Here is a 24,246-nt window from a genome sequence, read left to right as displayed (position 1 = left end):
TTAACTGTTAACTGTTAACTGTTAACAAATTCCTAATTACTAATTAAAAATAGTACATACTCAATTGAAAACGGCTATATGAGTGAAAGAAAGTGGCTGCAACGCGGGGATTTGCTGCGGGTAATTGCTCCGAGTGGTTGTTTGCGAGAATTTAAAGCTTTTGATAAAGGTGTTGAAATTTGGCGATCGCATGGCTATAGAGTTGAACTTACCCCCGGTTTTGACTCCCGCTGGGGTTATTTAGCCGGAACCGATGACACCCGCCTAGACCAACTCACTGATGCTCTCAAAGATGCAGAATGTCGTGCAATTCTCTGTGCTAGAGGTGGTTATGGCAGCACTCGCTTATTAGAGCTCTTGAGCAGGGGAACTCTTGAGCGGGGGAGCAGAGGAGCGGGGGAGCAGGGGAGCGGGGGAGCAGAGGAGCAGAGGAGCAGGGAAGCATTACCAATTACCAATTACCAATTACCAATTACCAATTACCAATTACCAATTACCAAATGGTTGATTGGCTTTTCTGACATTACGGCTTTACTTTGGAGTCAGGCTCATCTTGGTATTTGGGGCGTTCATGGCCCCCTGCTGACAACTTTAGCCTCTGAGCCAGACTGGTCTGTTGAGCGATTATTTGACTTAGTGGAAGGCCGAGCTTTAAAACCTTTACAGGGTAAAGGTTGGGGAGGTGGACGAGCAACGGGCGTTTTATTGCCGGCAAATCTTACTGTTGCTACTCACCTGTTAGGAACTCCCTATCAACCAAATTTAACTAATGCGATTCTCGCTTTTGAAGATGTTACTGAGGCTCCTTACCGGATCGATCGAATGTTGACTCAGTGGCGGATGATGGGGGCTTTTTCAGGGGTTCGAGGTATTGCTTTAGGGCGATTTAGCCGCTGCGAGGCGACTCCTGATATTCTTAGTTTTACCGTTGAAGAAGTATTGCGCGATCGCCTAGCGGATTTAAATATCCCCATTGTCTCTGACCTACCCTTCGGTCACGATGGCCCCAATGCTGCTCTACCTGTGGGAATACCCGCTGAGCTTGACGGTGACTCTGGAATTCTAAGTTGCGGCTAGGATTAAACGTAGGGTGGGCGCTGTCACTGAAGAATATCGATCGCTGCGGATATAAATTATGCCAAATCCGGGTTTACTACCCCTTTTATTGTCATTGCGAGCGGAGCGAAGCAATCGCCTAGTCTCTGCGATTGCTTCGCTCCGCTCGCAATGACGACAGAATTACTAATAAAGGGGATGACTAACCCGGTTTTGGTATTATGCCAGCGCCCAGCTACCAATTTATGGCTAGAAATTATAACTTTATTTCTCTAATTTTGACTCCGTAAATAGCCCGGTTGAGGGAGGTAAACACTGTATTAAGTAAATTAGATTGAGACTAGGTTATAAATTTAGATGCAGGCGAATCAAAGGCAGAGATTTTCGCTGTTTGGAGGCTCTATGAAAGGACGTAAATTTTTCAGTAGTATTGCTGCAAGCGTATTAATTGCAGGCATGGCGCTAACAGGCATTTCCTCAAGCGCTGGGGCCGAAGAGGTGCGGAATAACGATCCTATTGAGGGCGTAATTCGCAGTAACTCTCCTACCTACCGCTTTCGGAATATGTGGAGTCCAGGCACGCCTGTGGAGCAATTGCGCGGTCAAGAGTACACTTTTAGCGCTGAGGCTGGAGAGGAAATTGAAGTCAATTTAGATATGGATAGAGGCGGCTTTTCTCCAGTATTAGTTTTGTTCCATGCCGATAGTAACAAACAATTGGCTTATTCCCAAGAGAATTCTTTTACCTATCGCATACCCAGATCTGGCGAGTACAAACTCCTGGTTTTGGCTAAAGATGCTTCCCGTAATAGTAGATATACCTTAGAAGTTTCGGGTATTGATGGCGATCGCGATCGCGATACTAGAAATAGCCGGAACAATCGGAGAGATGACAGTAGCGATGACAGGGAACAGTTTCTAGAAGATGAGTTTGGACTGCGACCCTTGGACTGCCGTTTGAGGCGTACTATGGTCAGGGTAACGTTTAGTGAAGATGGTGACGAGTCTACCCATTGCGCTCAACCGACTCGTGCTATCCCTGCCGGGGATTATAATTACAATGCTCGCACTAAAGATTTAGACTCTGTTACGGCGGAAGACCCTAGAGATCGATGCCGGGTGTCTGTAGGCGGGGTCTGTATTAGCAGGTAAATAGATAATGATGGCTAGGTGCATATACTAGCCTTCGCGTTTTTTTATGAGGGTGATGAGGTGCGATCGCAAACTACTGCTCCGTTTCATTCAAATCACTTAAAAGTGTTGCCACTGCTGATGCTTGCTCTGGATACAGCCGCGCTAAATATTCACACATTTGATAGGCAGTATCTAAATAGTATGCACAGGGAATTAACAAGCGTTTAAAATTTACTCGATCGCCTGTTTGAGCGAACAATAAGGCAATGTCACGTAAGTGCGTGTTAAGGTCGCTAAGCATTGCCTCTAATGTTCTTAGAGCCTCCTCACCTTTTCCTGCTATTGCTTGTATTTGAGCAATTCTCTTGAGCGCTTCCAAGCGTTTTTGTTCATCCTCAATTTTTTCTTTAGCTGCAAGGGCGATATCAAGAGTTGTAACTTGTTGTCCTTTTTTGAACTGCTCGCAGGCAATTGCCAAAAACGTGCTTATTTTCTGGTATCCATCTTCTATATCGTTGCTAATTTTAATAGCAGTGGAAAATTCCCCTACTTCTGCATATCCTCTAGCTATTATAGAGAAATCTTTATCACGATCCCGTGTATTTTTTATTTGTGCAGCTTCAAGAAGAGCGGCAAAATTTGCTAAGGCTGCTTCGGTTTCTCCTACAGCCGATCGTGCCACTGCTATAATAGTCAAAAGCTGAACCTTGTCTGCAAAAAGTAGCAGCTTAGGATCGGCATTTTTATCATATTCATCAGCCTTATTCAGGACTATCTTGTATTTCTCTATTTGCTCTGGCTCTGCCTCTATCTGTAACTGTGCTATACTTATGAGCGCATTAACGCGAAAGTATGGCATTCGGATTGCTTCCAATGTTTTGAGAGCAACGTCAAACTCTCCTAACCTTGCCTGTGCTTCTGCTATTAATCCGAAACTTTTTGAGCGTTGGTGTTCTTGGTTGTCACTAATCTGTTGTGCAATTTCACAAGCGCGATCGCAAATATCTTTTGCCTCTTGTATTTTTTCTGCTTCTACGAGTATTTGTACTAATATTCCTGCTAGTACATTTGCTGTTGCCACCGGATTATCCATACTTTGTGCGATTTCGTAGGCAATACTAGCGGTAGTCACTCCTACTTCTTTCTGAGCATTTTTTACCTGTACTTCTGCTATCCTCGCTAGGGCTAATAACCTGATAAAGGAGATTGAAGCTTCAAGGGGTTTTTCAATTTTAAAGACATTAGAAAAAGTAGCTCGTGCTGCTTCAGTTTGTCCAGCTTGTGCCTGTACCTCTGCTATTACTCCTAAAGTTTTCGCTTGCATTAATGGAATATCTATTTCTGTAGCTATCTCGAAGGCAGTAGTAAACTCTTCTGCTTTTGCGTATGTCTCTGCTATTGTTGATAAAACTTCTACTTTTGCGTATGCCTCTGCTATTGTTGATAAAACTTCATGCTTCCGCTCTTTACCGCAAACCTTGTCCTTGATTTTCAACAGGGCGGGAAAATTTTTCACTTGCGCTTGTACCCTTACTATTCCTACCAAAGCCTCCATTTGTTCTGCGTTACTCTCAATCTGTTCAGCAATTTTAAGTGCATCATCAGTAAATGGGCTTGCCTGAGCTTTAGCTATTGCAATTCCACAAAAAGCCTTTGCTCTATACCTTAGCCAATCAATCCGGCTTGCCGTTTCAAACGCACCAGTAAAATTTCTTCCCTCAGCTTGCGATATAGCAATTGCAGATAAAGCCTGTAATTGATAATCTTTAATCTCAATTTCTTCAACAGTTTCTAGTGCAATGGTAGTAAATTCCCTCACTTTGGCTTGCTCTATCGCTATTGTCTTTAAGGCGTATGCTTGTCTGTCTAAAAAGTCGATTTTTTTAGCCGTTTCACGAGCATCGTCAAATTCTCTTACTTCAGCTTGCGATATAGCAATATTTACTAGAGTATGAGTTCGATTCTCTTGGTCTGCAATACCATTTACTATTTCTATAATTCTTGCAAAAATATCTTTGATTTCTTTGCTTTTATTTCCGATTTTGAACAAGACTTTAGCTATATCTATATTTATAAATAATATCTCTATACGTATAAAAATATTTTCAATTTCTTGTGGTTGACAGTCAATTTTTTTTAGCGTCGCGAGCGCTTCTTCAAATATTCCTACCTCTGCCTGAAGATTTGCTAGATAAACAAACGCACGTGCTCGATCTAAAGGGTTGTATATGTTATTATCTGCTGTTTCAATAGCTTCAGTCAAAATGGCTTGTGCTGATTCTCCGTTGCCAACTTCTATTTGGGCTGTTGCTATTTTCCCTATCAATCTTTCCCAGTCTAAGGTTGAAACAAGTGTTTTTACAATCTCACGAGCGTTGGTAAAGGTAGCAGAATATTCTATATCTCCTTTCTGCACCTGCGCTTTTGCTATATTTAGTAGATAGTCTACTTGCATTGACTCCGGTCTAATACTCTCGACAGTTTTTAGGGCAGCAGCAAAGTTACCACGATCGCTGAGATTAGCACACAAAATATAGCGATAGTAATTATCAAAAAGCTTTTGCTCTAAAGAAGTACAGATATCCTCACTCACTTCAAAAACATGAGCAAGTAGGTAAATAAAATACTTGCTTTGCCACGCTATATCTGGATAAGTTGATAAACGAGGCAATTCCTGCTCCTGCAATCGCTTCAGTGTTTCCCGTGCTTCCTCAAATCTGCCTGTATCTTTCAATTCCCACGCCAGCAATAAATACCACAATATACGCCGCTCGATTTCATATAAATCTGTCAGTCTCCAAGCTCCTCCTAAATTGCCTTTCCGCAAAGCATCTAGGGGTGAATCTTGGGCTGTTGTCTGTACCAGCCGCCGTGCGTGTAACAGCATAAACTCTGCCATTTCTCCTGCTTTGTCTTCCTCCGCTGCCGCTAACAAGGCAGTCTGCACCGTCTTTAAATGCAAGTCAGGCTCATTGGGAAACTGTTTAATAGAGTGCGAGTAAAAGTCTTCGTTACGTGCGATCGCATACAACTCCTCCCAGTCCTTCACATCCCACAAGTGTTCCGCATAATGCCGGAACGCATAAGGACTCTGGTATTTCTCCCACTGAGCGCAATATTTAATCAGTTCCTGATGAGATTTTTTGGTATCCGCTTGGATTTCAGGCAGGACGGCAAATTGTTCGGCTAATGTCGAATGAGCGAAAGAGAATACGAGACAGTCCTCTAACTGACGAATTTTGAACCATCGACTTACCTGCCACGGCAGTCCGACTGGACTTTCTCCCATGAGTTCTACTAAATCGTAGGAAGATAGCTCTCCTTTGGCAATAGTCAGAAAATAGAATATCTTTCGCCTATGTCGGTGAGAACGCCAATCTTCGGATCGATCTAAAGCTTGGTACTGCTGACGAATGTACTCAGGAAAGCCTTTGGGTGTTGCTGCAAGTGTTTTGCGGATTGCACTTTCCTCACCCTGTTGTGCTACTTCTAACAACTCATCGATCAAGTATTTAAGAAAAAGTGGTATTCCGTCAGTGCGATCACACACCTGCGCCACAAAAGTTTCGTCCTGTGCCAGAGTTACTAACTCACCCTTACCAGTTTTTCGTAACCAGTCTGCGATCGCACAACGGGGTAAAGAATCGAGGTGTATCGGCTTAACATCATTTGTCCAACCAGACAAGCCTTCTGGCTGCTCCCCTTTAGAGGCTCTCGCTGAAGCAATAACAAATACATTCTGAGGCAAAGGAGTAGGAAAGGGTGGTAGGAAGAAACCATCGGCTTCATCTAAACCATCTAGGACAACAACTAAAGAGTTTCCTTTCCAGTCTTTAACAATGTCACGAAGAGCATCCCGCAACTCATTTTTATCGTGGGGCAACGGTTTACTCAATTTGCAGTAATTATAAAGTTGTTGCAGCAGATTGCGATAGGCATTAACGACTGAACGGGTAATTTCATCACGTTGACTGAAAAAGTGATAAGCGATAAAACAATCGTTTCCCTGGCGTGATTTTACCCAGTTTGCTAACAGTGCTGTTTTACCAAAACCCGCCTTGGCGGTAATAATTTTCCATCTGTTGTCAGATTGACTTAAGAACTCATTCAGGAGTTCTAGCATCTCGGAACGTCCAACAAATAGCTTGGTGTATTCCTCAACGAGTGCCAAGGTCCGATCGCTGACTTCCGAACCTCCAAAAGATCGTATCTCAGTCTTAATATGATTTGTCTGTTCAGACTGTGGTGGATCTTCTTTAATCTCTTCCCAATTCAGTCCTAATATCTCACAGTAAGCCTTAAATGCTCTTGTCTTTATGGGTAGTTTTCTATAAAAATGATTCCAAGTTCCATAGGAAATTCCCTTTACTTTTAATTCTTCGATTTCAGATTCGATTTTTTTATAAGTGGTAGATCTATAAGCTAGAAATATTTTATCAAGAAATTTTTTATCAAAAAGGTTACAGCTTTCAAGTTGTCGGCGCTTTAATTGCGTCTCTTCCGTCCATTCTTTTTCACGAAAATATGACAACACGATCCAGCGACTCGCTTCTTGAATAGCTTGACTATTCTCACATTTAGTCCATTCTTTTTTTTCTAACGCACTCTCAATTTTTTTTTTCCTTCTTCAGAAGCTTTGAGTGAAGCCATACACATGATTTATAGGATGTCAAGATCAATTTTAGATCATTTTCGGTTCGATCTAAATGCGATCGAGCGAAACCCTTGCTAACTCACGATTATGGAAGTGTGAGAAGCACAGTTGGCCAACGAACTTCTCCTTTGTTCAAAAAACCACAGAGGAGAAATAAAATGAAAACTTGCGAAATTACTGGCTACATCAAGCGGATTGAGCAGCTATTAAATAGTTTGTCAGGTATCCCAGAAGGACATTGGTGCGTCCTTTCCGAATCAAGTCACCTGCTCGTTTACGTGCAATCGGTGCTAAAAATGCCAGTAGGTGAAACCGACTTGCTAGACGGGAGTGTGGGGCGGCATTGGTCAATATATCGCAAAAATAAGGCTTGGGCCCATAAAGAGGGAAAGTGTACCTACAAGTTCCCAGATGGGCGCTACTGCCACCCTAACACTTATCACTTTGACGAGCTGGGGAAATATCGGGAATGGGAACAGAATATCTATCGCCCGACTATCATGCCGGATTATTTAAAACGGAAGTACGGCAAGATTAGAGATTAGAATACCACATGATGGGTGGGCAAGGTTGTTTTGGTTAAATGCGATCGCTCTCTCCCCATCCCATCTATTCAAAGCGATCGCAACACCTCTTCAAACTCTCGCACCGCCACACTAGAACCACTTTGCCAGCCGCGATCGCAATATTGAGGAATTAACCTTTTCAGATCGTAACCGGGAAACCATCGACTCTCCTCAGACTCGCGATATTGCCGTGACTCGAATTGATAGATCGATAATTGACTTTGACGGTAAACCCAGAGTTCCAAAGGTGCGATCGCTTGATAATCTTCTGGTTTAGTCGTGCAAGTCAGGTCAATCTCAATTACCAAATCAGGGGGGGGATCTGTTTCTAAATCAATGCGCTCTTTCCCTAAAATGCGATCGCGATTGTCAATGTAAAAACAGTAATCTGGTTCAATTCCCTGTTTATTAACCCGCTTCAGCGTAATTGGGGTAAATGCGTCCCAATCTTTGCCTTCATATCGCATTAAAGCTTTGACCAAATCTGCTAATAAATCGGCTTGATTACTATGTTTGGGCAATGGAGATATAATTCTAATTTCTTGGGTTTTACTGTTGTAGCGAATTCTCAATCCAGCCTTATCCTCTCGACGGGCTAGCAATGCCTCGTAATCTTCCCAAGTTCTAAAGCGCAGAATGAGTTCGTCCCCTGCTGCGAGGGAAATTGTATCTTCAGTAATTGTGGGTAATACCATATTTTAATTCCCTGCAAAAATGGGATATTCCTAATTATAGCAAAGTTATAGCTAACATTTTAAGAATTGATTGATGGTTGCTATAATATCCTTAACAAATAACTCAATCAGAACAAATTTTGTCAATTCCTGTTCACCGCAATCAAGATTTAAAAGTTGTAACCTTGAGAGCTTTAATGAAAATAGCCCAGTTATCTGAGGAAGATTTACTCTGAATATCATTAACTTGGTAAAAGATGCCGAAAGATTAAGCGCGATCGCCCCTCTCTGAGCCCAAATATCAAAGCGCGTAGGCGTAACCACCCCCAAGCATCGTCCTTTCCCAAAGATCAAAGCCCATAGGCATAGCTAGCCCCAAGCATCGCCAAATATCGCTAATTTAACACCAGAATTGCTTCCCCACACTACGCCCAAGTAAAGCTATTCCCAAGAGCCTAGCCTCTGAGTCCTGTCGCAAAATATTGTAATATGGTAAAAAAAGTACCGTAACCGCACCTCTCTGCCTCTCCTGCCATGCTTAAACATCTGCTCGGCGATCCCAATGCACGCAAACTTAAGAAATTTCAGCCTTGGGTTGCTGATATCGGTGTCTTAGAGGAAGACATCAAACCACTCTCTGACGATGAACTCAGGGCTAAAACAGGCGAGTTCAAACAGCGTCTAGAGAAAGTTAAATCGCTCAATGAGGAAAAAGAGTTATTAGATGAAATCCTGCCAGAAGCCTTTGCAGTAGTGCGGGAAGCGGGAAAGCGGGTTTTGGGTATGCGCCACTTTGATGTCCAACTCCTCGGCGGTATCATCCTCCACAAGGGCCAAATTGCTGAGATGAAAACTGGTGAGGGCAAAACTCTAGTATCTACTCTCCCAGCTTATCTGAACGCGCTCAGCGGTAAAGGAGTACACATCATTACCGTTAACGATTATCTAGCGCGACGGGATGCGGAATGGATGGGGCAGATCCACCGCTTTTTAGGTTTAACTGTGGGACTGATTCAGCAGGGAATGGAACCGGGGGAACGTCAGAAAAATTACGCCTGCGATGTTACTTATGCCACTAACAGCGAAGTAGGCTTTGACTACTTGCGCGATAATATGGCGACGGCGATGGAAGATGTGGTGCAGCGCCCTTTCAACTTCTGCGTTATTGATGAAGTTGACTCGGTGTTGATTGATGAGGCCCGCACGCCGTTGATTATTTCGGGTCAGGTGGAACGCCCCAGCGAGAAGTATCTGCGGGCGGCGGATGTGGCGGCGGCCCTGAAAAAGGAAGAAGAAGAGCATTATGAGGTTGACGAAAAAGCCCGCAATGTGCTGATGACTGATGAAGGCTTTGCCAAAGCTGAAGAAATTTTAGGGGTTAAGGATTTGTACGACCCCGCCGATCCTTGGGCTCACTACATTTTTAACGCGCTGAAGGCGAAAGAATTATTTATTAAGGATGTTAATTACATCGTCCGCGAAGGGGAAGTGGTAATTGTTGATGAGTTTACGGGACGGGTGATGCCGGGTCGTCGCTGGAGTGATGGTTTACACCAGGCGATCGAGGCGAAGGAACGGGTGGAGATTCAGCCGGAAACTCAGACGCTTGCTACTATTACTTATCAAAATTTCTTCTTACTTTACCCGAAATTGTCGGGGATGACGGGGACGGCGAAGACGGAAGAGGCGGAGTTTGAGAAGATTTACAACCTGGAAGTGACGGTATGTCCGACTAACCGCCCGACTGGCCGGCATGACCTCTCGGATGTAGTTTACAAGACGGAGGCGGGTAAATGGAGTGCGATCGCGGCTGAATGCGCCGAAATGCACGAAGTGGGTCGCCCCGTATTGGTTGGTACTACCAGTGTAGAAAAATCGGAATTACTGTCGCGGCTATTGCAAGAACGCAAAATTCCCCATAATTTGCTCAACGCTAAGCCGGAAAATGTGGAACGGGAATCTGAAATTATTGCCCAAGCAGGTCGTAAAAATGCTGTCACGATCGCCACGAACATGGCCGGACGCGGTACGGATATTATTCTGGGTGGGAATGCTGAATACATGGCCCGGCTGAAGTTACGGGAATATTTTATGCCCCGGATTGTGCTTCCAGAGGACGACAGCAACTTTTCCCCAGTACAGGTTCCCGGAGTCGGTGGTCGTAGCAAAGCTCAAGGTTTTGCCCCCACTCAGAAGGTGAAGAGTTGGAAGGCTTCGCCGCAGTTGTTCCCGACGGAGTTATCTAAGGAAACTCTGCAAAACTTGAAGGCGGCCGTAGAGTTCGCAGTTAAGGAATACGGAGAACGCAGTCTCCCAGAATTATTGGCTGAGGATAAGGTAGCTGTAGCCGCAGAAAAAGCGCCGACGCAAGAACCCGTAATCCAGAAACTTCGCGACGTTTACAATCAAATCCTCCACGAGTACGAGAGGTTTACCGATACCGAACACGATGAAGTTGTCAAACTTGGCGGTTTGCACGTAATCGCGACGGAACGCCACGAGTCCCGGCGGATTGATAACCAGTTGCGAGGGCGTGCAGGTAGACAAGGCGACCCTGGTTCGACTAGATTCTTCCTCAGTTTAGAAGATAACTTGCTGCGAATTTTTGGGGGCGATCGCGTAGCCAATTTAATGCAGGCTTTCGGCGTAGAGGAAGATATGCCCATCGAATCGGGAATGCTAACTCGTTCCCTCGAAGGTGCTCAGAAAAAGGTAGAAACTTACTACTACGATATCCGCAAGCAGGTGTTTGAATACGACGAGGTGATGAACAATCAACGCCGCGCGATTTATGCCGAACGCCGCCGGGTATTGGAAGGTTTAGAGATTAAAGAACAGGTGATTAAGTATGCAGAACAAACGATGGATGACATCGTGGGAGCATATATTAATCCTGATTTACCTTCAGAAGAATGGGAATTGGAAAAGTTGGTAATAAAAGTGAAAGAGTTTGTTTATCTACTAGAAGATATGCTTCCCGTTCAATTGGAAGATTTATCAGTGGATGAAATCAAAACTTTCTTGCACGAACAAGTGAGAAATGCTTATGACATTAAAGAAGCTCAAGTTAATCAAATCCGACCTGGTTTAATGCGGGATGCGGAACGCTTCTTTATTTTGCAGCAAATCGATACTTTGTGGCGCGAACATTTGCAACAAATGGATGGTTTGCGAGAGTCTGTCGGGTTGCGTGGTTACGGACAGAAAGACCCGCTGATTGAGTATAAGACTGAAGGTTACGAGCTGTTCTTGGATATGATGACAGATATCCGCCGCAATGTGGTTTATTCCCTGTTCCAGTTTCAGCCGCAACCGCAGGTGCAAATGTCCTCTGAGATGGTTTGAGGCATTAAAAATTAAAGATTAAAAAGTGAAAATGAAGGATTAAATGCCTTCATTTTTGTTTTTTATATAGCCGATCTTAAATTACGTAACGCCGCCCTCTCGGCGGTAAGGATACCGCCAGGATGGCGGCGTTACAAATACTATAAATCTACTAAATGCCCCCATAGGGCATTGCGTTTTTCTAGAGAAAAGGTTTAGCTTATTAAGCCTGCACTATCATATTCACAGCCAATGCTTAAAATTTCATCAGTGCTATTAGTACTGAGCATGATGACGGTTGCCTGTAGGGGAACTGAGAATCAAACAGTAGTTCCAACTCCTGTAGCTACCAGCACTTCTACTTCCCCCAACAACTCTCAGACAGCAGCTAAACCTTTAGTCGTAACCACAGTAGCTCCTATCACTAATATTGTCAGCAATATTGCAGGCGATCGCGTGGAAGTCAAGGGTATTGTTCCAGAGGGCGCTGATTCTCACACTTTCGAGCCACGCCCTTCAGATAGCGAACTACTTTCTAAAGCAAATTTAATTATCTCTAACGGTCTGCGTTTGGAAGTTCCTACAGAAAAATTGGCCAACGCTTCTAAGCCTAAAGACACCAAAATTTATGAATTAGGTAACAACACTATTACTCAAAATGAATGGCTCTTTGACTTCAGCTTTCCCAAGGAAAAAGGAGATCCAAACCCTCATTTGTGGGTAAATCCTAAGTACGCTGAAGCCTACGCCAAACTAGCAGCCGAACAGTTAACCCAACTAGATCCCGCAGGTAAAGATTACTATGCTACTAATTTAAAAAATTACCTGCAAAGGCTGGATGAATTAGATAAAGCAACCCGCGCCATAGTTGCCAGTATTCCTGAAAAGAATCGCAAGCTAATTACCTATCACGATTCTTGGGCTTATTGGGCGAGAGAGTACGGTTTTGAAGTAATTGGTGCAATCCAGCCTTCAGATTTTAAAGAACCTTCGGCTCAAGAGGTGACACAGCTAGTCGATCAGGTTCGTAAAACAGGGGTTCCTGCTATTTTTGGCTCGGAAGTTTACCCCAGTAAAGTAGAAGAGCAAATTGCCCGTGAAGCAAATGTAAAAACAGCCAATACTGCTGATGATGAATTACCTGGTGAGGGTTCCGCTAATGCAATGGAAAACTCGAATCCTCAACATACTTATATTGGGATGATGGTTAGGAATTTGGAGATACTTGCTGCTAATTTGGGCGGTAATCCCGACTTAGTTAAAAATGTCAATACTGCTAATGTGGTGGGGCCGACAGCATCGAAGTAATTGTTAGTGGTTAATTAAATGTAGGGTGGGCGCTCGCCGCCTCAAGCGATGTTTTTCATAGCCTAAGATGATGGTCGGCGAGCGCCCACCTTACTTATTAGCAATTAGCCATTAGCAATTAGCAATTAGCAATTAGCCATTAGCAATTAGCCATTAGCAATTAGCCATTAGCCATTAGCCATTAGCCATTAGCAAAAATTAAGCCCAATAATGTAATGGAACCAATATTAGAAGTCAAAAACTTGACTTGCGGCTATCAAAAACTGCCAGTATTTACAGGGCTAAATTTGGCTCTTTATCCGCGTCAGTTATCAGGATTAGTGGGGCCATCGGGAAGCGGTAAAAGCACGCTGATTAAGGCAATTTTAGGGTTAATTCGCCCTTGGGGTGGAGAGATTTGGTTTCGGGGCAAACGATTAAAATCAGAAGTTGCACCGCCAAAAGTAGGCTATGTACCGCAGGTGGAAACAGTAGATTGGACTTTTCCGGTGACAGCGGAAGAAGTGGTGATGATGGGGCGTTACAGACAGCAGAAGATTTGGCCGTTGCCATCGAAACGCGATCGCGCAGTGGCTCGCTCATTTTTGGCCCGCGTCGGGATTGAATACGTTGCCGATCGACCTATTGGCGAATTGTCGGGGGGACAACAGCAGCGAGTTTTTCTGGCTAGGGCATTAGTTGGAAAACCAGAAATAGTCTTTTTAGATGAGCCTACTAGCAGTTCTGATTTGCAAGTTCAGCACGAACTATTGCATCTTTTAGCAGATTTAAATCAGCAAGGCTTGACAATTTTTCTCTCTACCCATGACCTTAATTCCGTAGCCACACATTTACCTTGGGTGGTATGTTTCAATCACGGCTTAATCTGTCAAGGTCAACCTATTGATGTTTTTACTCCGGCTAATCTAGAGCAGACTTTTGGTGCTCAAATGATAGTTTATCACCAAGGCGACCGGATTTTAATTGCTAGCGATAGCACTTCTATTCGTCATCAAATGCAGCAAAACTTACCTAAATTTTTGTCGTAATTATCTTGGCGCTTGCTATACCAATTACCAATTACCAATTACCAATCTTATTTCTTCCCTTTTTCTGAAATTAATTGTTTTAGAATTGAATTGCCCACATAATTTGCAAATATTTCTTCTCCTTTCTTATTGTAGTGACAGCAACTATCTATATAAACACTCTCTTTTGTCTTGTCAAAAATATTTACCGCATCAAAGATTCGCACATTATTTTTTTGCAAATTCCTGAATTTCGTAAACAGTATCGGATATCCAGCTTTCACAGATTTTGCATAAGGAGTATCTTTATTAAAGGCTACCTTTTTTTCAGCTTCGCTGAATACCCTTGGAGTAGGGAAGTATTGATTTGGCTGGAAAAAATGAAAATATAAAACATTACTACTAGATAAAACTTTATTCATAAAAATTGAGCTTTTTGCCCAAGTATTTGCCATTTTTTCAAAAGCAACAGGATCTTTTAATACAGCATCTTCACTATTCACATAAATGATACTTCCTGATGATTGCTTAGCTTGCTTCTTCCGCTCTCTTTCAAATCTAATTAAGTTACGGCGGTATTCATTGACAAAGCTTTGAATATAGAAAGAATTAATAGAATTACACAAAGCTAACTTACAATTTTTTAATGTTTCTACCGCATCTTTAATCCGATCTTTATTTTCCTGAATTTTCAATATTGCTGTCAGAGCTTTTGTAGAAAGAGAATTATTTGCTAAGTTCGTCAGCGGTTGCAAGTGTTGAACGCTTGGCATAGAAATATCAATTTTTTCTCGATTATTTAAGCTGGCAAGGGCTACTTCATTAAAGCCATCTATATTGATGACCAGATCTAGTTCTTGACCTAGCATTAAAAAGTAGTTGAGAATTAATAATTGTTGAGGTTGTTTGTACCCACCTGTAGCAAAAGACAAAACGATGACTTCTTTATCTTTTAGTTCAGGAAGCCGTTTTAGGTATTTAGCAACTATCTTGTTTTGGACTTCATAAATAGAAAAATTAGAAGCTACTGAACCGCCAAATATCCCCACAATAAATTGATTTTTATTTTTCTTTTTAAAAGGATAGTCATAGGGTGAAATGAAACCATAGTTATTAATTTTAAACCCAGGTCTAAAATCACCACCTGGTTTTTGAACAAACCCAAAAAAGGGATGAATTCTTTCTACTATCGACTCTCCCAATCGTACTCCTTCTAAATCTATTCCTAAATCTGGAGTATCTTTTGGTTTTTCTCTAGTGTAGAAAAACTGGTGATTTTTGACAAAATATAAGCCTAGCGATCCTGCTTCAAGGAAAGTAAATAAAAGCACCAAGTTAATCAAGGCGAGTTTAACTATCTCTGGGCTTCTTTTAATTAAGTTGAAATCCTTCATCACCGCGTACTATCCCTAACTCTCTAACTGTACATTTAGTGAATTATCATATCATAAACTTTCTCAATTTATATATCTATTTTTCCTCCCTTAATCTTTGGACAATAGAGCTAGAAATATAGGTGGCTAATATTTCATCTCCGATTTGATTATAATGACAGCAGGCATCTTTGTAAACAGTTTCTTTGGTATTGTCTAAAATATTGACTGCACTAAATATATTAAGCTTCACCTTTTGGAACAGCTCAACTTTAGATAACAATAATGGATAGCCTTTTTTTATCGCCTCAGAATATGGGCTATCCGGGCTCAAATAAAGTTGCTTTTCTTCTTCAGTAAACACTCGCTTTGTTGGATAATACTGATTTGGTTGTATGAAGTGAAAATATTTAATTTTTCTCTTCGCTAACAGTTGCTTCATCATTAGAGAAGATTCAGACCAAACTGCCGCCATTTTTTCAAAAGCACTAACATCATCTAAAACTGACTTGTTTTTAGGAATATAAACTATATTATTCTTGTTATCTGTAGTATTTGATTGTTTTACATTTTGGTCATAAGTAATAATTTGTTGTTGATAATTATTGACTAATTGTTTAACGTGCAAGGATGTTAAAGTATAACACAAAGCTAAGTTACAATTATCTAACTTATTGATAGTGGCTCTTAACTGCTTTTTCGTTTCGCTAATTTTAACTATTGAACTCATTACTTCCGGCGACAAGCTATTATTAGCCAAACCAGTCAAGGGCTGTATGTGCTGTACGCTAGGCATCCCCATGTCTACTTGAGCTTTATTGTTTAAGTTTGAGAGGGCTACTTCATTAAAGCCGTCAATGTTGACGACAAGATCGAACTTTTGACCCAAAGCTAGAAAATAACTTAAAATTAACAACTGTTGCGGTTGTTTGTAACCACCGTTGGCAAAGTTTAAAACAACTATTTTTTTATTAGAAAACTCTGGAAATTTATTTAGTTTTTCCGAAAATCTTTTGCTTACATATTCATCAAGAACAAAATTATTAGCAACTGAACCGCCAAAAACTCCAATAACAAATTGATTTTTATCAGTTTTAATAAAAGGATAATCATAAATGGAAAAAAAGCCTTGGCTATTGACTTTTAGTCCTAAATCTTCCTTTGAGAATGCTCCTTGTTTCAGCACGTAGCCAAAGAAAGGATGAAGCCGTTCTACAATAGATTCATCTAGCCTAACTCCTGTTCTTTCCAAGTCTGTTACTATTTTATCTTGAGTTTTCCCCCTTGTATAAAACAAGGTCTTATTGTTGATAAAATAAAAGGCTAAGGATAGAGCCTCTAAAGCAACAAAGGTAATAGCTAAGTTAATAGCAATTAATACTAAGAGATTTTTACTTTTTTCAATTGTATTAGAATCTTTCATTTAATCTTATCACCTACTATTTCAGATATTAGGGTTGAATTTATTTCAATTGTTGGCACAGCTTTTCAGAAATCATTCTAGCAGCAAGCCGATGCCCTTCAGGATTCCAATGACCTCCGCAGGGCAAGGCGTTATCAAATCCATGCAGGCAAATCTTATTTTGTTCAGCATAAGCCTGGAAAGGCTGAGCTAAATTCAATACAGGAAAACCCCCGCGATCGCCTAATGCCTGCATCCTTTTATCTGCATAAAACAAATCTTGAATATTGTTTTGCTCCATATTTTGTTTAGTTTTCGCTCGATCGGGTTGAACTTGCATTGGATCGCCGATATTAACCAATAGGAAATCAGCACCTTTATTGACTACTTCATTCCGCATTAATACAATCAAATCCTCAGTTAAGCGCCATGCCTCCTGCCAAGTTTGATCTTGAGGTTCCTTTAAATTATTAGCACTTAAAGCTGTAAAGTTGTCAGATATTTGTCGCTTCTTAATATCTAGCTCTACTTTTTTAGTCACTTGTAAAATTCGAGAATTGTTGACTAACCAAGTAGGAAATCTATCAACAATTGAAACAGCATAGCGATTCCGATCGATAGGAGGGAGATTGCGAAAGGACATATCCTCTACTAATTTGCCATTGCGATCGTAAATAAAAAATGGTCGATAATGGTCATATTCAAGTTCACGAGAATTATTGATGAGGTCATTGCCGATAAACAAAGCCAGGATAACAACATCAGGATTATAATCCCATACCTTTTTCCGCAAAGTAATCAATTCTTGAGCAGTGCCATATCCTTGCACTCCAAAATTAATTACCTCAACTTGCTTGCCTTTTATGGCCTCACATTTTCCCAGTCTATTTTCCATTTTTGCCCAAAAAGTCCTTTCCATTGGCACATGAATTGCCTCTGTGAAAGAATCTCCTAGCACTGCAATTCGGAAGGTATTTTTAGGCTTAGCTTTATTGTGTTCGCGATCGCGCAAACCATCGCTATTAACCCGTACATAACTTTCACCCTCACCTCGCCAATCGCCAGCAGCACCAGGTTTCAGTCCCCACCCGCGATCTGGATCGGAAGTGTGAAAAATTGTCGGTGCGGAATCTACAACATCTCCTATTTTTTGATAACCCTCACTGCCAGCAATTCGCAATCCTACTTCACCAATTAACACCCCTATTGCTAAACTGCCGAGTGTCAATCCTAAATTGACACTCCAATTTTTCAGTTTGCTCATTATCTCAAAACAGCGTGTAGATAAAGGGGGCAATCACAGAACCCTGACTCAATACAATTAAAGCTCCCAAAAGAACTAAGGTAATAATCAAGGGCAATAGCCAATACTTCTGGCGTTCTTTCATAAACGCCCACAAATCTTTCAAAAAGTCTAATGTTGCTTCAAACATTAGAAAGGTCGCTCCATACTAACTTTTGTTCTGACTTTACTAGGCACGCGGTATGTCACCGTATCTCTTTCCAATTTACGCTGCATAGCATCTTTACCAAATAACTGCTTAATAATCCCCATTGGCAGCATGATTAGGTAAAATACTATCCCTAAAATCAGCCGGGTTTGGATGGCGTGCATAACCAGCCCAAATCTCATCCATAGGAGATAGACAGGATTTAGTGCTGCTGGCGCAACCAATGCCAAAGCTATCATTACACCGCAGATAATCCAGGGCCACCAAGGAATAAGGCTGATAGAACGATGGTGTAGTAGAGGGATTAATAGACCAAAAATAAAACCAATTAATCCACCTATTAACAGTCCAAAGTCGCGCAGTCCTTTGTTGTCAAGTTTTGGTATTTTGTCGTGATTACTCATCAGCCATTTATCATTAAACTTTGTTGTTTGTTAGTTGTTAGTTGTTAGTGGTTGGTTGTTCATTGTTGGTTGTTAAGTAGTAGTGGCTGCTTTAGATGCTGTTTCCTATAACTTAGCAGCTAAAGCCACTACTAGGAGGATACAGAGTTTAGTTGTGCTTTCATTTTTTACAACGAACAACTAACAACTAACAACTAACAAACAACAATCAACAATCAACAATTAACTAATCTAATTCAAATTCACTCTTCCAAGAATCATCTTGTTTCCAAGGAATTTGTTCCGACTTAGCTAACAAGAAATTCTCCACTACCAGATAATCCATTTCCGTCCGCATAAAACAGCGGTAAGCATCTTCTGGAGTACAGACAATCGGTTCGCCTCGGACATTAAAAGAAGTATTAACCAGTACCGCACAACCAGTTCTCTTCTCAAAATTAGAGATTAAATCATAGTAGCGGGGATTGGTTTCTTTGTGAACTGTCTGGATGCGAGCCGAGTAATCGACGTGGGTGACAGCAGGCAATTCTGAGCGAGGGACATTCAGCTTGTCAATGCCAAAAAGTTGCTCTTGCTGAGCTGTCATCGGAATTCTCAGACTTGCTTTCACAGGAGCTACTAATAACATATAAGGGCTGGAGTGGTCAATCTCAAAATACTCCGAAACCCGTTCGGCCAATACTGACGGTGCAAAAGGTCGAAATGATTCCCGGTATTTGATTTTCAGGTTCATCACCGACTGCATTTTAGTATTGCGGGGGTCGCCAATAATCGATCGCCCGCCTAAAGCGCGAGGCCCAAATTCCATCCGGCCTTGGAACCAACCGATTACATTGCCCCCATCTAAAATTTCCGCTAAGCGAGGCATCAGTTCTGCGTCATCAAGGCGCTGATAATTGGCTTGGATACCGTCGAAATACTCCAGAATCTCAGCATCACTGTAGCGCGGCCCTAGATAGGAACCCCGCATTTGGTCATTGCAGGCTAGCTTAGCAGTAGATTTGGTAGCGATCGCGGGTACGCCGCGCTGCGCGATCGCAGCAGCCGTTACAACAGACAAACCCTCACCGGTATCTTCAGTTTCTGGCGATGACTCCCCTACATCCCCTACTAACCAATTTTTAACATTCCGCTGCTGGTCGCCATATTCGTACCAAACCGCCAAAGCCGCACCCAAAGCGCCGCCTGCATCTCCCGCAGCGGGTTGAATCCAAATATCTTTAAAAGGCCCTTCGCGCAAAATTCGACCGTTAGCAACACAGTTAAGCGCTACTCCTCCCGCCAGACAGAGATAATCAGCATTGAATTCTTTTTGGACTGTTCTGCTGAGGCGCAACACTACTTCTTCAGTCACAACTTGAATGGAAGCAGCGATGTCCATTTCCCTCTGGGTGAGTTTACCCTCAGCTTGACGCGGTGACCCGCCAAACAGTTCGTCAAACTTCTTATTCGTCATCGTCAAGCCGGTGGTGTAGTTGAAATAATCCATATTCAACCGGAAAGTACCATCGTCCTTGAGGTCAAGCAGGTGAGTGAGGATTTTGTCTACATATTTGGGTTCGCCGTAGGGGGCTAAACCCATGAGTTTGTACTCACCAGAGTTGACTTTAAAGCCTGTGTAGTAGGTAAATGCTGAATAGAGCAAGCCTAGTGAGTGAGGAAAGTCAATTTCCCACTGAGGAGTAAGTTGGTTGCCATCTCCCCACCAAACGGAAGTTGTCGCCCATTCGCCCACACCATCAAGACAGAGAACGACGGCTTGTTGAAAGGGACTAGGGTAAAAGGCTGAGGCGGCGTGGGCTTGGTGATGTTCGGTAAATAGCAGGGGAGGTACTAAGGGGGTCTTGCAACCACCCATTTTTGCAAACTCTCTTTTTAATACAGTTTTGAGGTAGAGCTTTTCTTTGAGCCAGACTGGCATTGCTGCTAAAAAGGAGCGAAAACCATGAGGGGCATAAGATAGATAAGTTTCGAGCAATCGCTCGAATTTGACTAGGGGTTTGTCATAAAAGACAATGCGATCTATTTCCCGTAGCTCTAGTTTGGCTGCTTTGAGGCAATAGGCGATCGCATTCTCTGGAAATCTCGCGTCATGCTTCTTGCGGGAAAATCTCTCTTCCTGCGCGGCGGCGATAATTTCGCCATTGGAAACTAAGGCTGCGGCGCTGTCGTGGTAATACGCCGAAATGCCAAGTATGTTCATTGTCTCCTCACAAATAGCAATGGTTCGGGCTGGTGAATGTTAAGAATTGAATATCGACAGATTATAGCTCTAGGAATACTGATTTGGACTTAGCAAGGGTGCGATCGCCTCTCTTGTTCAGCTAACTCAGCTACCGAATATCCGCCGTCGCATCACTCCCAAGTACACCAACACGGGGAATTGATACATTTCTGCCATCAGCCACAAAACAATGCCTAAATGGGACAGGAAGGTTAACCAAGTCCAAGCAAAAGGCAACCATGATAGTTTACTACCCGGAGTTGGGGGAAAATAGTAGGCGGAAAAGCCTATAAGTGTAGTAGGAAGGACGATTAGAGCGACTGCTGCTATTAAATACCCCCATCCCAATTCCACCCCCTCTAAATGAGCTCCGATCCAATTTTTGCCATTCCAGTGCCAAGTCATCGGGGGTTCTCTGTCCGCCATTTTGAGTACCTGCTTTTCCACGTTGGCTATGAAAATGCGATCGCAACTGTTACAAGCCAAGGCTTCCATTAGGGTCAAGGTAGAAATCTCACCACAGCGGCAGATGGGACAGGGTGCAGTTTCACCTGTGAAAGGGTGGGCTATTTTTTTTGATCTCGGCTTTGAAATCGTCATTTAGTAAATTGTGTTCATCCGATCGTTATGGCGAATCGACAACTGAGGAATTTTAATCTGCTTGACAGCTTCATCTAAATGTAAGGTGCGGACTTTATGCTCAAACACATTTACTTGATAGACTAGGCGATGAGTAATATCTAATCCTGTTAACCAGCCGCTTCTGGGATGGTACGCTCCAGTGTCAATGTCTAACCAACCGTTTCCTTGTGCTAATTCTCCGGGACTAACACCCTCAAAGGTAAAAGTAATAGTATGGCCTGTGATAATTAATTTATCAGGAAAATAAGGCTTGGAAATCCGATGAAATTCTCCGCGAATCCAACAGAGTTGATAGGTAGATTGCTGTTTGAGAGAGAGTTTAGGATCGACTCCAGCATGAGCTAGCCAAATATCGCCTAAGTCGAGGTAGGGGGGAAGCGATCGCATCCAATCTAAGTGTTTATACGGAATCATCCCTATATCTATATAACTATCTATTGTCGCCTGTCCCCCACTGTAGAGCCAAGCTGGTAAAGATCGCGGATCGCTTCCATTCGCCTCGATCATCAGTTGTTCGTGGTTTCCCAACAGGCATTGGTAGGAACTTTGCTTCACAAAATCTACCACTTGAGCGCTTTTGGGCCCCCTGTCTATTAAATCGCCTAAGAAATAAACTCGATCGTCACTATTGGGGGCGATCGCTTCTAAAAGGGTCATTAACCCATCGTAGTGTCCGTGTACGTCCCCAATGACGATGCGCCGTTGGTTCATTTTTCTTACCCGATTCGCGGATTTGAAACACGATGTTCTGGTTGACAATAGTTCAGTTACTTTGGCTGAAACCCTTATTTTTAATTAGTTTTTGCAGCAGGCAACTCGGATTTTTTGGTGCAGTTACTCCCATAATCTCCGAACTATTGCGTTCAAGATTTGCCCAGGGTTCGTGTTCTGGTGGTTAAATTATACCACTATCAAATCGAATTATGTTTCATAAATCACCTTAGTTTGTAAGTGCTCGGAACAGACTTTGAAGTTCTGCCAGCATTCCTTTTTTCTTGACAGGGGCCGACTGTGGAGCAGAAGGATCGCCATTTTGGACAGTTGGGGCTATAATCCGTTCGAGCTCGTCTCCTACAGGTTTTTGGGCGGTTTCGGATATCAGTTTGTATTCACCCTCTGTTTCCTCCAGCCATACTTGCCAAGATTGAGGGTAGCAACGGAAAAGGGCCGCCGTTGGTAGGGGTCTGATGTAGTAGCAAGATTGGAGGGTATTGAGGAAGCGATCGCGCAATTGGCGACCTGCATAACCAATGCCAATGGTAGCTGCGTCTTCCAGACGGGGGTTGAGGAGAATTACGGGCCGGGAATCGGCGGCGTTACAGAGTTGTTCGACTTGGGCGACTTCGATGGAGGAAGCATTTACCAGTAGGAAAATTTGGTCTTCTGGCTCGATTTTCTCTGCTACGGGGGATCTACTGCTACCAAGGTCTGTAATTTTAAATGGTACTGTTCCCCAGTCTCGGCGAGCAAGGGCGGCTGAACCTGTGTCAGGAAAGAAGACTTTAAGGCCGTTTGCTAGTTCTTCAAAGTCGGTGATGAATTGCTGGGTTATTGACTGTGCTTGCAGTGCGATTTCTGGGAAAACTAATTCAATTTGTAACCGGGTTTGAGCGTCGTTGAGGGCAGCTTTCACTGCTTCGCGAGATTGGGCGATCGCTTCTTCAAGTGTTTTCGGGAGTTCAATCATAAGAGGGGCTAGGGAAGAGGGGCTAGGGGCTAGGGGCTAGGGAAGAGGGAAGAGGGGCTAGGGGCTAGGGGCTAGGGGCTAGGGGCTAGGGAAGAGGGAAGAGGGGCTAGGGGCTAGGGGCTAGGGAAGAGGGAAGAGGGAAAATTACCAGTTAACAGTTAACCGTTAACCGTTAACCGTTAACAGTTAACAGTTAACCGTTTTGGCATTAATCTTTCCATAATTTGGGCGATCGCGATCGCAGTCCAGTCTATATCAGCTTCGGTGGTATCTCTGCCCAGAGTCAAGCGAATTCCTCGAATAGCCTCAGTTTCGCTGTATCCCATCGCCAACAAGGTTGGAATGGGCGTAATTTTTCCACTACTACAAGCAGAACCGGAACTGATACCAATTCCCGCCAGATTTAGTTGCCGCACTAAGGTTTTGCCTGTAATATTTTCATCTTTACTGGCAACCACAAAACTAAGATGGTGTGGCAATCTACAATAGCGATCGCCTGTTGGTACTAAATTCGGTACCTCAGCTAATTTATCAAATAGGCGATCGCGCAATCCAATTAATCTCGGCGTTTCCTCTGCCATTTCCTGTAATGCCAATTCCGCCGCCACGCCAAAACCAACTATATTTGGCACTGCTTGCGTCCCCGATCGCAGCTTCATTTCTTGACCACCGCCCCCAAATACTGGGGCTAATTCTACTCCTTCTCGGATATAAAGCATCCCAGAACCTTGAGGGCCATAGATTTTATGGCTAGATATCGATAGCAAGTCAACTGGCAATTTTTGCACGTCGATCGGGATTCTGCCAGCAACCTGAACGGCATCTGTATGAAATAAGACCCCATGAGAACGGGCAATTTTGCCCAAAGCTTCAATTGGTTGTAGCGTGCCTACTTCACTCTGACCGAAAATCACGGAAACTAGGACTGTATTGGGTTGTAGCGATGCGTGTAAGTCGAGGGGATGAACTCTCCCCAAGCGATCGACTGGCAATCGGGTTACTTCCCAGCCTAGTTGTTCGAGAAACCTTACTGGTTCTGCTACGGCGGGATGTTCAACGCTGGAAATGATGATGTGTTGCGGCTGCTTGTAATGGCGGGCGATGCCTAAAATTGCCAAGTTGTCGGCTTCTGTGCCACCAGAGGTAAAAATCACTGATTCCGGCGGGGCATTGATCAGGCTAGCTACTTGCATTCTAGATAATTCTAGAGTTGTGGCTGCTCTTTGACCCCAATCGTGCAAGCTGGAAGGGTTGCCCCAATATTGAGTAAAGGCAGCTTGCATGGCGGCGATCGCTTCTGGGCGTATGGGTGTAGTGGCGCTGTAGTCTAAATAAATTTG

At 43.0% G+C, this 24,246-nt stretch carries 18 protein-coding genes; 6 read left to right on the top strand and 12 right to left on the bottom strand.

Going from position 1 to position 24,246, the window contains the following annotated elements:
• Positions 1 to 78 precede the first annotated feature (78 nt).
• Together OSCI_RS11310 and OSCI_RS11305 are read left to right on the top strand one after the other, a co-directional pair.
• Positions 79 to 1,077, top strand: coding sequence for a S66 peptidase family protein (locus tag OSCI_RS11310; protein WP_007355081.1), 999 nt, complete (start codon positions 79 to 81; stop codon positions 1,075 to 1,077).
• A gap of 381 nt (positions 1,078 to 1,458) precedes the next feature.
• Positions 1,459 to 2,208, top strand: coding sequence for a hypothetical protein (locus OSCI_RS11305; RefSeq protein ID WP_007355080.1), 750 nt, complete (start codon positions 1,459 to 1,461; stop codon positions 2,206 to 2,208).
• Positions 2,209 to 2,281: 73 nt separating this feature from the next.
• On the opposite strand, the gene OSCI_RS11300 is transcribed toward OSCI_RS11305, so the two are convergent.
• Positions 2,282 to 6,724, bottom strand: a complete 4,443-nt coding sequence (locus OSCI_RS11300) for a hypothetical protein (protein WP_007355079.1) — start codon at positions 6,722 to 6,724, stop codon at positions 2,282 to 2,284.
• Between the two features lie 278 nt (positions 6,725 to 7,002).
• On the opposite strand from OSCI_RS11300, the gene OSCI_RS11295 reads away from it, so the two are divergent.
• On the top strand, positions 7,003 to 7,389 hold the full coding sequence (locus tag OSCI_RS11295; protein WP_007355078.1) for a hypothetical protein: 387 nt from the start codon (positions 7,003 to 7,005) through the stop codon (positions 7,387 to 7,389).
• A gap of 68 nt (positions 7,390 to 7,457) precedes the next feature.
• Here the strand turns inward: OSCI_RS11295 and OSCI_RS11290 are convergent, their stop codons facing one another.
• A complete protein-coding gene (locus OSCI_RS11290; protein ID WP_007355077.1) occupies positions 7,458 to 8,105 on the bottom strand; it encodes a Uma2 family endonuclease in 648 nt (215 codons plus the stop codon).
• Between the two features lie 513 nt (positions 8,106 to 8,618).
• On the opposite strand from OSCI_RS11290, the gene secA reads away from it, so the two are divergent.
• From secA to OSCI_RS11270, 3 genes are all read left to right on the top strand, one after another.
• Positions 8,619 to 11,429: a preprotein translocase subunit SecA gene (gene secA / locus OSCI_RS11280; RefSeq protein ID WP_007355076.1), complete on the top strand. Its 2,811-nt coding sequence runs from the start codon at positions 8,619 to 8,621 to the stop codon at positions 11,427 to 11,429.
• Positions 11,430 to 11,660: 231 nt separating this feature from the next.
• A complete protein-coding gene (locus tag OSCI_RS11275) occupies positions 11,661 to 12,716 on the top strand; it encodes a metal ABC transporter substrate-binding protein (RefSeq protein ID WP_007355075.1) in 1,056 nt (351 codons plus the stop codon).
• 215 nt (positions 12,717 to 12,931) lie between these two features.
• Positions 12,932 to 13,744, top strand: a complete 813-nt coding sequence (locus tag OSCI_RS11270) for a metal ABC transporter ATP-binding protein (RefSeq protein WP_007355074.1) — start codon at positions 12,932 to 12,934, stop codon at positions 13,742 to 13,744.
• A 47-nt stretch (positions 13,745 to 13,791) separates the two neighbouring features.
• Here OSCI_RS11270 and OSCI_RS11265 read toward each other — a convergent pair whose 3' ends face one another.
• From OSCI_RS11265 to OSCI_RS11225, 10 genes are all read right to left on the bottom strand, one after another.
• Positions 13,792 to 15,117, bottom strand: a complete 1,326-nt coding sequence (locus OSCI_RS11265; protein ID WP_007355073.1) for a hypothetical protein — start codon at positions 15,115 to 15,117, stop codon at positions 13,792 to 13,794.
• Between the two features lie 76 nt (positions 15,118 to 15,193).
• A complete protein-coding gene (locus OSCI_RS11260) occupies positions 15,194 to 16,519 on the bottom strand; it encodes a hypothetical protein (RefSeq protein ID WP_007355072.1) in 1,326 nt (441 codons plus the stop codon).
• A gap of 40 nt (positions 16,520 to 16,559) precedes the next feature.
• A complete protein-coding gene (locus tag OSCI_RS11255; RefSeq protein ID WP_007355071.1) occupies positions 16,560 to 17,762 on the bottom strand; it encodes an SGNH/GDSL hydrolase family protein in 1,203 nt (400 codons plus the stop codon).
• 4 nt (positions 17,763 to 17,766) lie between these two features.
• Positions 17,767 to 17,931 (bottom strand): DUF5989 family protein, encoded by a 165-nt coding sequence (locus tag OSCI_RS30670; RefSeq protein ID WP_007355070.1) that lies wholly within the window; start codon positions 17,929 to 17,931, stop codon positions 17,767 to 17,769.
• Positions 17,931 to 18,353, bottom strand: a complete 423-nt coding sequence (locus OSCI_RS11250) for an SxtJ family membrane protein (protein WP_007355069.1) — start codon at positions 18,351 to 18,353, stop codon at positions 17,931 to 17,933. Before OSCI_RS11250 ends, OSCI_RS30670 begins: the two co-directional genes overlap by 1 nt.
• Before the next feature lie 226 nt (positions 18,354 to 18,579).
• On the bottom strand, positions 18,580 to 20,556 hold the full coding sequence (locus OSCI_RS11245; RefSeq protein ID WP_007355068.1) for a carbamoyltransferase: 1,977 nt from the start codon (positions 20,554 to 20,556) through the stop codon (positions 18,580 to 18,582).
• Between the two features lie 126 nt (positions 20,557 to 20,682).
• The gene (locus tag OSCI_RS11240) at positions 20,683 to 21,177 is read right to left on the bottom strand and encodes a hypothetical protein (protein WP_039962150.1); all 495 of its coding nucleotides are present in this window, start codon (positions 21,175 to 21,177) and stop codon (positions 20,683 to 20,685) included.
• The gene (locus OSCI_RS11235) at positions 21,178 to 21,930 is read right to left on the bottom strand and encodes a metallophosphoesterase (RefSeq protein WP_007355066.1); all 753 of its coding nucleotides are present in this window, start codon (positions 21,928 to 21,930) and stop codon (positions 21,178 to 21,180) included.
• Positions 21,931 to 22,159: 229 nt separating this feature from the next.
• On the bottom strand, positions 22,160 to 22,906 hold the full coding sequence (locus OSCI_RS11230; protein ID WP_007355065.1) for a DUF1995 family protein: 747 nt from the start codon (positions 22,904 to 22,906) through the stop codon (positions 22,160 to 22,162).
• Positions 22,907 to 23,085: 179 nt separating this feature from the next.
• Positions 23,086 to 24,246, bottom strand: a 1,161-nt coding sequence (locus tag OSCI_RS11225; RefSeq protein ID WP_052638537.1) for a cysteine desulfurase family protein, incomplete at its 5' end; no start/stop codon positions are given.

This window comes from Kamptonema sp. PCC 6506, from assembly GCF_000180455.1.
Classification (GTDB): Bacteria; Cyanobacteriota; Cyanobacteriia; order Cyanobacteriales; family Microcoleaceae; genus Kamptonema; species Kamptonema formosum.
Note: the sequence above shows the minus strand (reverse complement) of the source record. Positions and strands in the feature narration are given on the sequence as shown.

Coding starts and splice junctions, on each gene's coding strand:
- OSCI_RS11240 (WP_039962150.1), bottom strand. CDS start 21,177: ATGACGATTTCAAAGCCGAGATCAAAAAAAATAGCCCACCCTTTCACA.
- OSCI_RS11265 (WP_007355073.1), bottom strand. CDS start 15,117: ATGAAGGATTTCAACTTAATTAAAAGAAGCCCAGAGATAGTTAAACTC.
- OSCI_RS11250 (WP_007355069.1), bottom strand. CDS start 18,353: ATGAGTAATCACGACAAAATACCAAAACTTGACAACAAAGGACTGCGC.
- OSCI_RS11310 (WP_007355081.1), top strand. CDS start 79: ATGAGTGAAAGAAAGTGGCTGCAACGCGGGGATTTGCTGCGGGTAATT.
- OSCI_RS11230 (WP_007355065.1), bottom strand. CDS start 22,906: ATGATTGAACTCCCGAAAACACTTGAAGAAGCGATCGCCCAATCTCGC.
- OSCI_RS11275 (WP_007355075.1), top strand. CDS start 11,661: ATGCTTAAAATTTCATCAGTGCTATTAGTACTGAGCATGATGACGGTT.
- OSCI_RS11305 (WP_007355080.1), top strand. CDS start 1,459: ATGAAAGGACGTAAATTTTTCAGTAGTATTGCTGCAAGCGTATTAATT.
- OSCI_RS11295 (WP_007355078.1), top strand. CDS start 7,003: ATGAAAACTTGCGAAATTACTGGCTACATCAAGCGGATTGAGCAGCTA.
- OSCI_RS11270 (WP_007355074.1), top strand. CDS start 12,932: ATGGAACCAATATTAGAAGTCAAAAACTTGACTTGCGGCTATCAAAAA.
- OSCI_RS11260 (WP_007355072.1), bottom strand. CDS start 16,519: ATGAAAGATTCTAATACAATTGAAAAAAGTAAAAATCTCTTAGTATTA.
- OSCI_RS11245 (WP_007355068.1), bottom strand. CDS start 20,556: ATGAACATACTTGGCATTTCGGCGTATTACCACGACAGCGCCGCAGCC.
- OSCI_RS30670 (WP_007355070.1), bottom strand. CDS start 17,931: ATGTTTGAAGCAACATTAGACTTTTTGAAAGATTTGTGGGCGTTTATG.
- OSCI_RS11255 (WP_007355071.1), bottom strand. CDS start 17,762: ATGAGCAAACTGAAAAATTGGAGTGTCAATTTAGGATTGACACTCGGC.
- secA (WP_007355076.1), top strand. CDS start 8,619: ATGCTTAAACATCTGCTCGGCGATCCCAATGCACGCAAACTTAAGAAA.
- OSCI_RS11235 (WP_007355066.1), bottom strand. CDS start 21,930: ATGAACCAACGGCGCATCGTCATTGGGGACGTACACGGACACTACGAT.
- OSCI_RS11290 (WP_007355077.1), bottom strand. CDS start 8,105: ATGGTATTACCCACAATTACTGAAGATACAATTTCCCTCGCAGCAGGG.